This is a genomic window from Serratia sp. S4 (assembly GCF_000347995.1).
GTDB classification, from domain to species: Bacteria; Pseudomonadota; Gammaproteobacteria; order Enterobacterales; family Enterobacteriaceae; genus Serratia; species Serratia quinivorans.
In genome coordinates this window covers 1,052,691-1,065,457 of record NZ_KB661120.1, presented here as the reverse complement: position 1 = coordinate 1,065,457, position 12,767 = coordinate 1,052,691, and the positions used below count along the sequence as shown (strand labels likewise).

The window sequence follows — 12,767 nt, the reverse complement described above, 5'->3', positions numbered from 1 at the left end:
AATATGCGCGCATGATAATCACTCTCATTAGCACTTTCAATCACAACAAGCAAAGAGCGAGTCAAATCCGCTGAATTACGCAGTTTCGTCACTGATGCGTGCAAAACCGCTATAAATGCGGTTTTATTAAGTTAAAAAAGCGGTCGATAATCCGCTAGCGGGTGAGCCAGATTGGCCGATAATTAAAAGGAGGGGCGGAGATGACTCAACAGATTATTCCACTGACCGAGTGCCCAGAGTTTAGCGACGTTTGTGCCGCATGGGCCTTTGGCCAATGGGGTTCGCAGCGCGGCGGTTCTCTGGAACGCACGCGTCAACGCTTTGCCCAATGTGCGCAACCGAGTGAAGACTACACCACCTTGTTGATGATTGAAGACGGACGCCCGCTGGGCATGGCCAGCCTGTGGCCGAGTGACGATCATCACCGGATGGACCTTTCCCCCTGGCTGGCTGGGGTGTTTGTTCATCCTGACCATCGCCGTCAGGGCATTGCACAGCGCCTGGAGGCCGCCATTGTCCAACTGGCACGCCAACGCAACCATCCCGTATTGCACCTGATCACTGATAAATCAGAGCCGCTATATACGGGTTGGGGCTGGCAAACTATCGAACGTCGGCAGCAATATGATGGCCAGGTGGTGGTGATGGAGAAAAGGCTTTAGCTAACGCGGAGTACAGACGTACACCAGCGCCGGCGGGAAGTTACGCACTACCCGCAGTCGTTTCCAGTGGAAGTAGCGGGACAGTAATTTTTCCGACAGGTGACTGTACTGGAACAGTACCAGCGTGCCATTGCGTGCACGCAGGCACTGCTGCGCCTGCTGCAAAATACGGATGCTGATTTTAAGCGGAATGGACAGCAGCGGCAGGCAGGAGAACACCACGTCATAATCGCGAGCCATCTGTTCCGCCGACCGGTCCATTACCTGCAGGCGGCGATCGTCGATTTTCCGCAATTGATGGACAAAGTTTGATTGAATTTCAAAAGCTTCCAGCGAAGCATCGGCGCGCATGCGCCCCAATATGCGCTTGGTCAGCACGCCGTCCGCTGCACCCAGCTCCGCGATCGACAATGCGCCTGTCCATTCAATCTGATTGAGCATCGCCTGGCACAGCCAGGGGGAAGAAGGCGCCAGGGTGCCAATGGTGCGTGGCGAAGCCATAAACTGCTGGAGATAGGAAAAGTGGTTCTTCAGTTGCAGCCGTGTCGCATTTAACATTGGGGCCTCCTTAGGTTGAGTAGCCACCAATCTGAACTCAATTCCTTAAGTATTCATTAACATGTGTCCTAAAACCACCGACACAGTTGTAATAAAATGCAACTGACAACCGAAAAAAAACGGCTGCGGATAATGATCATCGGGTTAGCCAATAATGGCCTTGCCGGTCAGATTATTATCCACAACCGTTTATTTTATCGGCCACTTATTTAAGTGACCGATTTTAATTTACTGCCTGATAATTACCGGTAAATTTCCGCATTACCACGCCAGTTGCTGGAATCCCCCGGGGTGTCCAGCCCAATAATACGCAGGTGGCTGGCGCCATCGGCCTGAGCTTTTTCTTTCAGCGCGTGAACCGCATCAGCCGGTGAACCACTGACACCGGAAACCGATACTACGCCAAGGCTCTGCAGGCCACTGGCTTGTTCAGTATTGACCTGTTTTACCGATGACAGCGGCGCTGCAAAAGAAGAAAACGAAGCGGCTGCCAACAGAACTGCTGCGATGCCAGGTAATAGTTTCATGATTAACTCCAGGTGTTTTTGTTTATTTCGTCGTATCAGTGGAGTTAATTATCCGCCAGGCAGTGAAAATGGACGTAATCCAATGTAAAGAACATCAATCATTGTGACGAAAATAAGGAGAAGGTGAGTGCAGATATGTCTTACAGGGAATAATAGCGGTCTACACAGCGACTCTACTCCCGGCGGATGACAATTAAAAGTCCGTTTGGTCAATCAAAAGATAAAAACCTCACTTTTAAGATTTCTCTCCCACCCGCAGGTGGCTGAACTACGCTATTGCTGAAGGTTACCATTTTGGAAGGACTCTCTATGTCACAAACCTTACTACGTGTACGCGATGGCCATGGGGCCTCGGTTTCTTTCTCGGAACTGTTGTTCGATCTGATCTACGTTTTTGCCGTTACCCAACTTTCCCACTATCTGCTGCACCATCTGACGTTAACCGGTGCGCTGGAAACCCTGTTGTTATGGTTCGCCGTCTGGTTGGCGTGGCAATACACGGCCTGGGTCACTAACTGGTTTAACCCGGATACTCGCCCGATTCGCATCCTGCTGTTCGCCATCATGCTATTGGGGTTGTTCGCCTCATCCGCGCTGCCGCAGGCATTTGGTGAACGAGGACTGACGTTCGCACTATTTTACGTGGCAATCCAGGTTGGCCGTTCACTGGTAGTCCTGAATCTATTACCGGCCCACCATCCGCTAAAACAAAACTTCCAGCGCATTCTCGGCTGGATGTGCATCTCGGCGATTTTCTGGATCCTCGGTGGCCTGACGGAGGGCAACCATCGACTGCTGCTGTGGGCCGTGGCGGTCCTGTGTGAATACGTTTCGCCGATGTTCGGTTTCCGCTTACCGGTGCTTGGCCGTTCCGACAGCAGCAGCGAATGGACGATTGAAGGCCATCACCTGGCAGAGCGCTGCCAACTGTTTGTCATTGTGGCACTGGGGGAAACCATTCTGATCACCGGTTCCACCCTCAGCGAAATGGAGTCCTGGACAGCGCCGGTGCTGATTGCGTCAGTGGTGGCCTTTCTCGGCAGTCTGGCGATGTGGTGGGTTTATTTCGATACCAGCAGCAAAGCCGGCAGCCATGCCATCAGTCAGGCAGCAAACCCTGGCCAGTTGGGTGCCTATTTCCATTATGTCCATGTGGTACTGGTGGGTGCGATCATCGTCTGCGCCGTCGCCAATGAACTGGTGATCGCCCACCCTGACGGCCACATCAATAACGTGACGGCAGCGGTGCTACTGCTGGGCCCGGCAATTTATCTGCTCGCCAATGCGCTGTACAAGAGACTGGTGTATCGCCGTTTCCCGCTGTCGCACTTACTGGGGCTGATCGCGCTGGCGGTGCTGGCACCGATTGCCTATCTCACAGATTTATTGATGGTGAACGGCCTGACCACGCTGATTATGGTGGCCGTGGCGGTATGGGAAAGCATCTCGCGTGGCAAAGCGTCACAGGCTAACCGCGACGCTATCATATAAGGAAGAAAGACCGGGGGCCTCGCCCCCGGCCGTGATGTTTACTTCAGCGATTGCGGCAACGTCAAGACCCAGAGTTCGCTGAGCGACTCCGGTTTTTCCAGCGGCTGCAATTCGATACGGGTCGAGACGGTTTTGCCATCCAGGCTCAGCTTGCCCTGTTGATCCAACTGATAATCGCCGATTTTCTTCCCTTCCGGTTGCGCGTCTACCAGCTTGGCCTGCAGACCAAAGTCATTATCGTTGATGACGACTAATGTGCGATCGTCAATCAACGACAAACCTTCCACTTTCTCCTGCTGCCAGCCCAATTTGCGCAGATCCACCACTTCACGCTTCTGGGCCAATTTCACGCCACGTTTGGCGAGATCTTTCGCATCGTCAAATTCCAACGCCTTGCCCTTGCCGTCAAAATTCGTCAGGTCGGTTGCCTGGCTGAGATCAACCAGGTAGATCTTGTTGATCATCTGCTTGTCTTTGTCGCTGCCCTGCTCAACCAACAGGATGTGCTGATCATCGACCGCCACAATGTCGCCGACCTTGGCGTCTTTGGCCTTTTTATAGCTGTCGATATCGATCGGATAGCCGTACATCGCCGTTTTACCGCTGGCGGGATCAAAACTGACCAGACGGGTGAACTGCGCCTTGTTCTTGCTTTTACCCTCAACGTCGAGCGTGCTCTGTACCGCCGCTAAAATCCGTCCGTCCGGCATCCGGGTAATGCCCTCAAAGCCGCGATTCGGCTGGCGCCACTTGATGATATTCGGCAACCCACCGGCCACCGCCTGCTCGCCCTGTTCCGCCGTTGGGCCATATTTGGCAAGGATTTTGCCCTGGCTGTCGATATGGATCAGGAAAGGGCCGTATTCGTCACACAACCAGTAACCGCCCTTGCCGTCCGCAGTGATACCTTCGGTATCCAGCCCGCGCCGATCGCCCTGCAAGGTTTTCAGCGTATCGCTCAGCGCCACTTCGTTGGTGGAACCAATCAGGCCCGCCGGCAGCGGCAACCCGCTGATCGGCCCTTGCTGGTCATGCAACGGGCGTGAATTGCCGGCAACGGCCTTGCCGCCGCCGACGCGAATATCCATCAACAACGGAACAAACTCCGGGTTGGCAAAAATTTTAGCTTCCTGTTCACCCACCGCTGGTGCGTCAGCATTGGGGCCGCGATCGGTCAGGGTGGTCAGCAGCAGATCCTGGCCTTCACGGCCATTGAATACCAGGCCCGAACCAATGCCTACAGGCAACCCCTGTGGGAAATTCCTGGCGAATGCGCCTTGATAGCTCACATGTTCGCCGCCGGGAAAGCTAACCACGTAGCGCGCCACCTCAACGTCGGTGGCGGCATAAGAAAACAGAGGGAACAACGAACTGATTAACAGCGAAACCGATTTTATTTTCATGGTTATGGCTCAGAGTTAAGGGGATGAAGTTGGCAGCTTGCTAAGGTATTAGTCCTGCATGACGATTTGATGACAAGACAGACCTAATGCCCTGAATTTTCGTGAAAATTAAATATAGCAAATAGGAATTAACAATTAACCCTGATAAACTCAATGGAAAAATCATATGAGAAATCGAAAATAGCCATGGCTATTTTCCGCCAGAAATACCTATACCGCTTAAGCTTAGGGTAAATTCTTATAACAGCGATAAAAAAACCAGCAAACGCACTGCAAAGCCACATATATAGCCGCATTCGCATAGACAAAGTTAATTGGCAGGGATTTAATATCTGTCGTTATTCAAGGTTCATTAAGAATAATCCTGATAGAAACCTGCATTAATTGAAAAAGGTGTTCTATAGTTTTTAGTGCTAACGCCCGTTAGTATTTTCCGTAGGATGGAGTCTATGTCAAAGCGACTTTTTGCCGAATTTTTTGGCACATTTTGGTTGGTGTTCGGTGGTTGTGGTAGCGCAGTATTAGCAGCGGCATTTCCACAGCTGGGTATTGGTTTTCTTGGTGTCGCGCTCGCTTTTGGTTTGACCGTGGTCACCATGGCTTATGCCGTTGGCCATATTTCTGGCGGGCACTTTAACCCGGCGATTACCGTGGGATTGTTTGCCGGCGGCCGTTTCGCCGCTAAAGACGTGATCCCCTATGTGATTGCTCAGGTTATTGGCGGGATTGCTGCAGCGGCGGTGTTGTATTTGATCGCCAGCGGCAAGGCAGGTTTTGACGCTACCGGCGGCGGCTTTGCCTCCAACGGTTACGGTGAACACTCACCGGGCGGCTATTCTCTGCAGTCCGCAATCGTAATCGAATTAGTCCTGACCGCATTCTTCCTGATCGTTATTCATGGTGTCACAGATAAACGTGCGCCTGCGGGCTTTGCTCCATTGGCCATTGGTTTGACGTTAACCCTGATCCACCTGATCAGTATTCCGGTTACCAATACTTCCGTTAACCCGGCGCGTAGTACCGGCGTAGCAATATTCCAGGGAACCTGGGCATTGCAACAACTATGGGTATTCTGGCTGGTGCCATTAGTGGGCGGTGTTATCGGCGGCCTGATTTATCGCTGCCTGCTGGAAGACAAGAAGTAATTTCTTACCTGGCAATATTCTGTCAGGGCAGCCGCTATATCCCACGTGTTTCCGCTTGCCATCGGGAAAATGAAGGGTATATCGGCTGCCCTGAATTATTTAACCTCTGACGACTTCAAACATCATAATGTCGCTGGTGAATGAACCGTCCGGCTCGATGGCAAAATGCTGCAGCACATCTTCAGAGAGTCCCTGTTGCAACGCGCGAATCGCAGTGACGAAATGTTCTGGCGTACGCATGCGCTCCACCCAACTGCTGAACTCCAGATAAAGCCGATCCGACGTCACCTCCCGAACCAACAATCCAGACTCTGTCAGCAGACTCAGCCATTCACCTGGTGCGTAATTGCGCACATGTGAAGTATCACGCAGTACCTCTACGGTTTGCAGATAGATATCCAACAGCGGATGCCCCGGTGCAACCACATCCATAAAGATGGCCCTGCCGCCCGGTTTCAATACCCGGCGAACTTCGCGCAGCGCCTGACCGACGTCATGCCAGTGGTGCGCCGAGTAACGGCTGATCACCACATCAAAGCTGGCATCGTCAAACGGCAGCGATTCTGCCACGCCCTGCTGCACCTGAATGTTGTTGAAACCTTTATCCTGCGCCGCCTGGCTTACCACATCCAACATCTGCGCCGATAAATCATAGGCCACCACCTGCGCCACTTTAGCCGCAGCAGTAAAGCTGGCATGCCCTGCGCCACAACCCAGATCCAGTAATTTGGCGTTGGCATGGGGTTCCAGCAGTCGTGCCAGCCGCTGTAAATCCTTTCCCTGTGCATGCACTGCACTGGTCAGGTAGGCGCTGGCCTGCTCACCAAACTGGCGGTCGACCGCATTTTTATGGCTATTGCTGATGCTCATAGGTGCTCCCTTTATTGTATGGCTTGCGCCTGTGCCGGATGGCTTTCAATGACTATAATTGGCTTATTATACGGGTACAATATAAGCAGTTATCCTAGTATCATGAGGTACCAGTCTATGCAATCAGAAGCCTTATCCGGCCCTAAAGCCCTGGGGGCCTTCCTGCGTGCGCACCGGGAACGCATCACACCGGAAATGTTGGGTTTACCCAGCGCCCCACGCCGTCGCACCAGCGGCCTGCGCCGTGAAGAGCTGGCACAAATCAGCGGTATCAGCGCCACCTGGTATACCTGGATCGAACAGGGGCGCGAAGTTTCCATATCCCCCCATACGCTGGCACGCATTGCCAAAGCGCTACGGTTGGGAGCAGCCGAACGTCACTACCTGTTTACCCTGGCTCGGGTAGCCGATCCCGAACAGGAGCAGCATCAGGAAACGGCGAATAGCGCCGTGTTGCAAAGCGTTCACCAGGTAACGGGGCCTTGCTACCTGCTGGATATCACCTGGAATGTCGTTGCCTGGAACCCGCAGGCGGAAAGCCTGTTCAGCGGTTGGCTGGGTCAGGCCGCTACCCCCAACCTGTTGCACTTTATGTTCTTCCATCCGTTGGCCAAAACCCTGGTCAGCGACTGGGATGACCGCGCGCGACGCGTGGTCGCCGAGTTTCGGGCCGAAACCAGTCACCATCAGAACACGGAAGAAATGCGTGCTTTCGTGCGTAACATGACGCACAACAGTGAGGCCTTTAACCACTGGTGGAAACAGCAGGACGTGCTGGCACGAGAAGGTGGCGAGCGTGCGTTTACCCACTTGCAACAGGGGACATTGCGCTATCGGCAACTGACGTTTAACCCGGCGGAAAATAGCGGGTTGAAGCTGGTGATGCTGATCCCTCTGCCGTAACTGGTAACAAATTCATAAACAGGTTTACCTGCCATTTATTTATTGGTTCATATAAACGCGCTAGGGTGATAGCTACCGATGATATCCATCATCCAGTAACGTTATTCATCTCCTTGAGGTAATCCTATGCAATCCGAAGAACAACGTCTTATCGATGGTCTGTTTGGCCGCTTGAAAGAAGCCGAGACCAAGACGGGCCAGAGGGATCTCCAGGCAGAGCAGCAAATCAACCAGCACATCCGTGAACAGCCTTCCGCGCCCTATTACATGGCGCAGGCGATGATCATTCAGGAAGCGGCGCTCAAACAGTTGGATCAGCGGGTGAAAGATCTGGAGGGCCAACTAGCCCAACAGCAGCAAAATAACGCCAGCCAGCCAAGCAGCGGCGGCTTTCTGGCCGGGCTGTTCGGCGGCGGTAACCGCAGCACGCCAAGCCCGCGCGAGCAGTATCAGGCACAACAGCAAAATAATGCGGCGTGGAACAATCAGACACAGCCGGGCTATGCTCAGCAACAGCAGCAACCGGCTTACAGCCAGCCACAACAGGCAGCACCTTCACGCGCCGGTGGGTTCCTTGGTGGGGCATTGCAGACCGCTGCCGGCGTGGCAGGCGGGGTGGTATTGGCCGATATGCTGACCGGCATGTTCCGTCACTCGCAACCGCAAGAGATTGTGAACATTATCGACGAGACCCCGGCAACGCCGGTGGATGACAGCGCGATGAGCAATTTCGACGCTTCCAACAACCTGGACACCTTCAACGGTGGCGATAGTCGCTTCCTCAATCAGGACAACGGTTTCCAGAACGCGGATTATCAAAACGATGATAACACCGACTTCTCTGATGACGACTACAGCGACGACGATTCGTTTATCTGATGCCGCCCCCTCTCCGTCCGGGGAGGGGTTTAATGTTTCTTGTTCCCCGCATCCTGGTCTACAGTTAACCCTTGCCAATGACCGCAAGTGACGAGAAACCATGCCGCAAATTCCCTCAACTCCCCCTTTTGTCAGCGCCCGCATGCTGATGCGTCCGCCGGTAGCCGACGATGTTGCCCGCTTTTACGCTATTTTTGGCGATCCGGAAACGCAACGCTTTAACCCCGCCGGGCCTGTCGCCAATGAGCAGTTGGCACAGCAAGCGTTGTCGGAGCGGATCGAAAGCTGGCGGCAGCACGGCTATGGTTCCTGGGCGATTGCGCTGCATGAACGGCCGGAGTGGATTATTGGATTTGGCGGGATTTCCTGGCGGCCGCTGGGGGCCCAACGTACGGTGAATCTGGGCTATCGTTTTGACACACAGGTTTGGGGCCGAGGATTGGCTACGGAACTGGCACAAGCCGCGCTGGAATATGGTTTCGAACAGCTACGGCTGGCAGAAATTTCCGCGATTGTTCGTGAAAAAAATCGGGCCTCGTGCCGCGTGCTGGAAAAAGCAGGTTTACGTCGTGTTGATACCCTCGATGACGTGCCCGGCGATACGCCCAGCCTGGTCTACAGCATCACGCGCAGGGACTATCAGGGCTACTGAACCGGAGGTTCGTCGTTGATTTTCGCCAGTTCCCGGCGGTAGGACTTCACCTTCTGGCGTTTCTTCAGCCAGGTGGTGGTGGATACGATAAAAATCAGCCCGGACATGGTCAGTACGCCGATCGGATGGCCGTAAAACACCATCAGGGCAAAGTAAATGGCAGAAACAATCGCTACCCATTTCGCCGTATTCCCCATCGTATTCTTTTCCTGACTTAAACGGCGGATGTGCTCTTCTTCACTGATTCCCATACTCTCTCCCGATTGGCTGAACGTTCCATTATATGGGGCCGGAACGCTGATATTTCAATCGATTAAAGGGTAAAGAAGCGTAAAGCTCAGCGAGTTTATTCGCCACGACGATGCAGATAGCGCTCCGGCAGCTCAAGCCCAGGCAAGGCGCTGCCGTCGTTGCGACCAAACAGCCGATAGCGGTTACGCGCCACCGCATTGTATAACGCATCCGCCAGCCGTTGCGGCAGAAAGCGAGCCAACGCCAGCAGGCGAAATGGCCAGCCAAGCTGCCGCAGTGCCTGAAAGAACGCCGCCGAGCGCAGCCAATGCTGGCCCTGTGCCAGGTAAACAATGGAGTCAAAACGATCGGTAGGTAACGCCAGCCAGCGCAGAATGGCCTGCCCTTCCTCGGATTGCACCGTGGCCAGCATGATCTTGCCTTGCCGATCGGCACGGATCAAAAATCGCACCAGCCCGTGGCACAGATTACATTCACCATCGAATAACAGCACCCGATCACCGGGTTGCAGATAAGGGGGGAGTCCTGGCCGATTCATCCTGCCTCCTGAGGGGTTGCCACCAGACTAACGCGCATTTCCCCTCAGTGCCAGCAGGCCCGTTTAAGGCGCAGGCGGGGCCGGAGGGTTATCCGGTAATGCCACCACAGAGATACGCACCTCATAATGTTTGGCACTGCCGGCCGGGATCACCGACGTTAGCTTATTGATGGTTTCAGTTGGATTATCACTGGCGGAAGTCGCGCAAAATAGCTCGCCCCCGTGGCAGAAACCCGGTTTGGGCATATGCCCGCCAGGGAACGGCGGCAAGCGGAAGCCTTGCTCAGGCGGCGGTGAGGCATTTTTATCGGCCGGAGCCGGAGCGGAAAGCGCACTGACGCTGAACAGCGTCACGCCAGCCAGAAAAGGCAGTGCCAGTAATTTGACGGTATTTTTCATGTTATTGACCTCATTTGCCGGGATTGGATTTAACCTACTCCGCCCCCGGCCCATGAGAAAGTCGCTTTTCACGACCTTTTCACCCCCGATGATCTTTGCTTACATACCAGCGCTAACGTGATGAAAGCTTAAGGATTATGTAAAGATCATGAAGAAACTTTTGTTGAGAACACACGGCTGTACAATATGGAAGGCATTCAGCCTAACCATTTTTACGACTGCGTTTTTTTCTTCTGTCTGAAGTTTTCATCATCAATACAATAATGGTAGGAGTCGATAATCAGACCTGTTAGCCGCAAGATATTCTCAGGTCGGTCAATAATAATATGCCCTCCAGCCGCAAGTTCTAAACCCGCTCGGATAATTTCGGCATGTCTCTCTTCATTGATTTCCAAAGGGAGTAATACGGTAGGTCTTTGCTTATTGTCGAAATAGCGTAGCACCCATCGGGTAGTCTTCCCCTGAACCAAAATACTGAAATAACTTTCCGTATCTTTTGCTGTTAAATCTGCACTTTCACCCAGGATCATTGCCACATTTTCAAATAAAGCCCGCTCAGCAAAAGTGGTAACTATCTTACTGTTTTCTGGGTCAATAATCGGCGCTAGCGGATCGATTTCGTTGCTTTTCTTAACGTCACCAAACTCTTCAGACGGCGCTTTATTTTCAGAAGTCACAGACAACCCTGAAACAACCATTGCACTAACCGCTTTCTCCACGGCCAGGCGCACCAAAGGGGTGATCGTCTCAAGAAAACGCTGGTTAAGTTGACGTTGGACGTTAGATCGATTCGCCACATATCTGACAAAATCCACGTCCACATCTCTTAGGCTGGCACTGATGGTCTTGGTAAATGAAGTCAGATAAATGCTTTCTTCAGCCAAGGTTCTCAACGCTTCCGGCTGAAATTGATCGTGTCTAAACCTATAAAGCTGTTCAATATCAGAGTCATTCAAATCATTAAAATCTATCTTAAGGAAGGGCGTATCATCCATAATATTTTTATCTTTTAGATCGGTAAAGAACCGCCATTCCTTGCCGTTGGTGATTGCTGATACGGTGACTTCTGGGGTGGCATTAAAGTAACGAGATAGCTGTGGGCTGTGGTTTGTTAAGTTTTGACTGAAGGATTTCGCCTCAATAAACATGACAGGTACGGCATGACAGAAAAGAGAATAATCAACCCGCTCTCCCACTTTAACCCCTGGGAAATCAGCGCCATATTCTGCTTTTACTTTAGTGGGGTCATAAGGGTGAAAACCAAGAATTTCCAATAATGGTAAAATTAATGCCTGCTTTGTTGTTTCTTCCGTGTTGCAATGCTGGCCTACCGCAGCGACATGATGTACATGTGCTTTAAGCTTGTCTCTGAATGCATTCATCAAACATCCCTCTTGCTGTGTTAGAAATTGGTCATTTCTTAAAGTCATACCTACAGAAAGGTTTACTAATTTCACCAACGTTACCGTATCAGCAACTGGCTGAGTTTATTTATTGAATAAAATAATATTAACCTTAAACATTAAATATATAGCAGAACAAGCAAGCTTTGATCAAAGGCATCAATTCAATATTAATACATAGTTCAAAAATAATCGCTCAGCATTCATAACCAGAAGAAAACTTATAGAAATTAAATAATTGCAATCACAATTAAATTTCAGTATCTCGCTTTTATATATTTTGTATTTCTCTGGTGGGACAGAACGAGGTAAACGGCAAGAAGATGGGTATAACAGATGGATTTATCTACTAAAATTGTTCAGTCAACCAATATCACTCCGTCTGATTAAAATCAAATGGAGCACAGCCAGAAGCTGCGCTCCAGAGAAATTACTTGCCGCTGGTCAGCGTGCTGTAACTGGTCATCAGGTTACGGTAATCAGGGATATGATTGGCAAACAGCGCCCCCAGTCCTTCCACATCGTTACGCCAGTCACGGTGCAACTCACAGGCAACGCCGAACCAGGTCATCAACTGCGCGCCTTCGGCTTCCATCCGGCTCCAGGCCGATTGACGAGTCAGTTCGTTAAAGGTACCGGAAGCGTCGGTGACCACAAACACCTCAAAACCCTCACTGAGAGCAGACAGCGCCGGGAAGGCCACGCACACTTCGGTAACTACCCCGGCGATAATCAATTGTTTACGACCGGTGGCTTTCACTGCCTTGACGAAGTCATCGTTGTCCCAGGCATTGATCTGTCCAGGGCGAGGAATAAAGGGCGCATCGGGGAATTGAGCTTTAAGCTCAGGCACCAGCGGGCCGTTGGGGCCATCTTCAAAACTGGTGGTCAGAATGGTCGGCAGGTTGAAATACTTCGCTAAATCACCCAATGCCAGTACGTTGTTTTTAAAACGATCGGGATCGATATCTCGTACCAGTGAAAGCAGCCCTGCCTGATGATCCACCAGCAATACGGCGGCCTGATCCTTGTCGAGGCGTTTGTAATTTGCAGTCATGGTTTACTCCTGTGGGGTTTTGATTGTT

The 12,767-nt window shown here is 52.0% G+C and carries 15 protein-coding genes; 6 read left to right on the top strand and 9 right to left on the bottom strand.

Annotation, left to right across the window (positions count from 1 at the left end; genetic code table 11):
• Positions 1 to 200 precede the first annotated feature (200 nt).
• Positions 201 to 662: a GNAT family N-acetyltransferase gene (locus SERS4_RS0105615; protein WP_017891776.1), complete on the top strand. Its 462-nt coding sequence runs from the start codon at positions 201 to 203 to the stop codon at positions 660 to 662.
• On the opposite strand, the gene SERS4_RS0105610 is transcribed toward SERS4_RS0105615, so the two are convergent.
• Complete coding sequence (locus SERS4_RS0105610; protein WP_012005454.1) at positions 663 to 1,220, bottom strand: class I SAM-dependent methyltransferase; 558 nt, start codon at positions 1,218 to 1,220, stop codon at positions 663 to 665.
• Positions 1,221 to 1,462: 242 nt separating this feature from the next.
• Positions 1,463 to 1,747, bottom strand: a complete 285-nt coding sequence (locus SERS4_RS0105600; protein ID WP_012005453.1) for a DUF1471 domain-containing protein — start codon at positions 1,745 to 1,747, stop codon at positions 1,463 to 1,465.
• Positions 1,748 to 2,056: 309 nt separating this feature from the next.
• Here SERS4_RS0105600 and SERS4_RS0105595 point away from each other — a divergent pair, with 309 nt between their 5' ends.
• Positions 2,057 to 3,238 carry a low temperature requirement protein A gene (locus tag SERS4_RS0105595; protein WP_017891774.1) on the top strand — a complete coding sequence of 394 codons (1,182 nt, stop codon included), beginning with the start codon at positions 2,057 to 2,059 and terminating at the stop codon, positions 3,236 to 3,238.
• Between the two features lie 38 nt (positions 3,239 to 3,276).
• On the opposite strand, the gene SERS4_RS0105590 is transcribed toward SERS4_RS0105595, so the two are convergent.
• Positions 3,277 to 4,641 (bottom strand): esterase-like activity of phytase family protein, encoded by a 1,365-nt coding sequence (locus tag SERS4_RS0105590; RefSeq protein ID WP_017891773.1) that lies wholly within the window; start codon positions 4,639 to 4,641, stop codon positions 3,277 to 3,279.
• 449 nt (positions 4,642 to 5,090) lie between these two features.
• On the opposite strand from SERS4_RS0105590, the gene aqpZ reads away from it, so the two are divergent.
• Entirely contained in the window at positions 5,091 to 5,786 is a 696-nt protein-coding gene (aqpZ, locus tag SERS4_RS0105585; protein ID WP_012005450.1) for an aquaporin Z, read from the top strand.
• Between the two features lie 99 nt (positions 5,787 to 5,885).
• On the opposite strand, the gene SERS4_RS0105580 is transcribed toward aqpZ, so the two are convergent.
• Positions 5,886 to 6,656, bottom strand: a complete 771-nt coding sequence (locus SERS4_RS0105580; RefSeq protein WP_017891772.1) for a class I SAM-dependent methyltransferase — start codon at positions 6,654 to 6,656, stop codon at positions 5,886 to 5,888.
• 117 nt (positions 6,657 to 6,773) lie between these two features.
• Here SERS4_RS0105580 and SERS4_RS0105575 point away from each other — a divergent pair, with 117 nt between their 5' ends.
• From SERS4_RS0105575 to SERS4_RS0105565, 3 genes are all read left to right on the top strand, one after another.
• Positions 6,774 to 7,559 carry a helix-turn-helix transcriptional regulator gene (locus SERS4_RS0105575; protein WP_017891771.1) on the top strand — a complete coding sequence of 262 codons (786 nt, stop codon included), beginning with the start codon at positions 6,774 to 6,776 and terminating at the stop codon, positions 7,557 to 7,559.
• A 126-nt stretch (positions 7,560 to 7,685) separates the two neighbouring features.
• On the top strand, positions 7,686 to 8,438 hold the full coding sequence (locus SERS4_RS0105570; protein WP_012005447.1) for a DUF2076 domain-containing protein: 753 nt from the start codon (positions 7,686 to 7,688) through the stop codon (positions 8,436 to 8,438).
• A 100-nt stretch (positions 8,439 to 8,538) separates the two neighbouring features.
• Positions 8,539 to 9,090, top strand: coding sequence for a GNAT family N-acetyltransferase (locus SERS4_RS0105565; RefSeq protein ID WP_026142227.1), 552 nt, complete (start codon positions 8,539 to 8,541; stop codon positions 9,088 to 9,090).
• Here the strand turns inward: SERS4_RS0105565 and SERS4_RS0105560 are convergent.
• The 5 genes from SERS4_RS0105560 to ycaC form a co-directional block, all read right to left on the bottom strand.
• A complete protein-coding gene (locus SERS4_RS0105560; protein ID WP_012005445.1) occupies positions 9,084 to 9,341 on the bottom strand; it encodes a hypothetical protein in 258 nt (85 codons plus the stop codon). The two genes, SERS4_RS0105565 and SERS4_RS0105560, sit on opposite strands and share 7 nt — an antisense overlap.
• A gap of 95 nt (positions 9,342 to 9,436) precedes the next feature.
• Positions 9,437 to 9,880: a thiol-disulfide oxidoreductase DCC family protein gene (locus SERS4_RS0105555; RefSeq protein ID WP_017891768.1), complete on the bottom strand. Its 444-nt coding sequence runs from the start codon at positions 9,878 to 9,880 to the stop codon at positions 9,437 to 9,439.
• Between the two features lie 63 nt (positions 9,881 to 9,943).
• Positions 9,944 to 10,279, bottom strand: a complete 336-nt coding sequence (locus tag SERS4_RS0105550) for a hypothetical protein (protein WP_017891767.1) — start codon at positions 10,277 to 10,279, stop codon at positions 9,944 to 9,946.
• Between the two features lie 212 nt (positions 10,280 to 10,491).
• On the bottom strand, positions 10,492 to 11,661 hold the full coding sequence (locus SERS4_RS0105545) for a type I restriction endonuclease (protein WP_017891766.1): 1,170 nt from the start codon (positions 11,659 to 11,661) through the stop codon (positions 10,492 to 10,494).
• A gap of 451 nt (positions 11,662 to 12,112) precedes the next feature.
• Positions 12,113 to 12,739, bottom strand: coding sequence for an isochorismate family cysteine hydrolase YcaC (gene ycaC, locus SERS4_RS0105540; RefSeq protein ID WP_012005442.1), 627 nt, complete (start codon positions 12,737 to 12,739; stop codon positions 12,113 to 12,115).
• Between the last annotated feature and the right edge of the window lie 28 nt (positions 12,740 to 12,767).

Excerpts from the sequence above, each read along its gene's own strand:
- SERS4_RS0105565 (WP_026142227.1), top strand. The coding sequence starts at position 8,539 with ATGCCGCAAATTCCCTCAACTCCCCCTTTTGTCAGCGCCCGCATGCTG.
- SERS4_RS0105550 (WP_017891767.1), bottom strand. The coding sequence starts at position 10,279 with ATGAAAAATACCGTCAAATTACTGGCACTGCCTTTTCTGGCTGGCGTG.
- aqpZ (WP_012005450.1), top strand. The coding sequence starts at position 5,091 with ATGTCAAAGCGACTTTTTGCCGAATTTTTTGGCACATTTTGGTTGGTG.
- SERS4_RS0105570 (WP_012005447.1), top strand. The coding sequence starts at position 7,686 with ATGCAATCCGAAGAACAACGTCTTATCGATGGTCTGTTTGGCCGCTTG.
- SERS4_RS0105555 (WP_017891768.1), bottom strand. The coding sequence starts at position 9,880 with ATGAATCGGCCAGGACTCCCCCCTTATCTGCAACCCGGTGATCGGGTG.
- SERS4_RS0105575 (WP_017891771.1), top strand. The coding sequence starts at position 6,774 with ATGCAATCAGAAGCCTTATCCGGCCCTAAAGCCCTGGGGGCCTTCCTG.
- SERS4_RS0105545 (WP_017891766.1), bottom strand. The coding sequence starts at position 11,661 with ATGAATGCATTCAGAGACAAGCTTAAAGCACATGTACATCATGTCGCT.
- ycaC (WP_012005442.1), bottom strand. The coding sequence starts at position 12,739 with ATGACTGCAAATTACAAACGCCTCGACAAGGATCAGGCCGCCGTATTG.
- SERS4_RS0105590 (WP_017891773.1), bottom strand. The coding sequence starts at position 4,641 with ATGAAAATAAAATCGGTTTCGCTGTTAATCAGTTCGTTGTTCCCTCTG.
- SERS4_RS0105615 (WP_017891776.1), top strand. The coding sequence starts at position 201 with ATGACTCAACAGATTATTCCACTGACCGAGTGCCCAGAGTTTAGCGAC.
- SERS4_RS0105580 (WP_017891772.1), bottom strand. The coding sequence starts at position 6,656 with ATGAGCATCAGCAATAGCCATAAAAATGCGGTCGACCGCCAGTTTGGT.
- SERS4_RS0105600 (WP_012005453.1), bottom strand. The coding sequence starts at position 1,747 with ATGAAACTATTACCTGGCATCGCAGCAGTTCTGTTGGCAGCCGCTTCG.
- SERS4_RS0105560 (WP_012005445.1), bottom strand. The coding sequence starts at position 9,341 with ATGGGAATCAGTGAAGAAGAGCACATCCGCCGTTTAAGTCAGGAAAAG.
- SERS4_RS0105610 (WP_012005454.1), bottom strand. The coding sequence starts at position 1,220 with ATGTTAAATGCGACACGGCTGCAACTGAAGAACCACTTTTCCTATCTC.
- SERS4_RS0105595 (WP_017891774.1), top strand. The coding sequence starts at position 2,057 with ATGTCACAAACCTTACTACGTGTACGCGATGGCCATGGGGCCTCGGTT.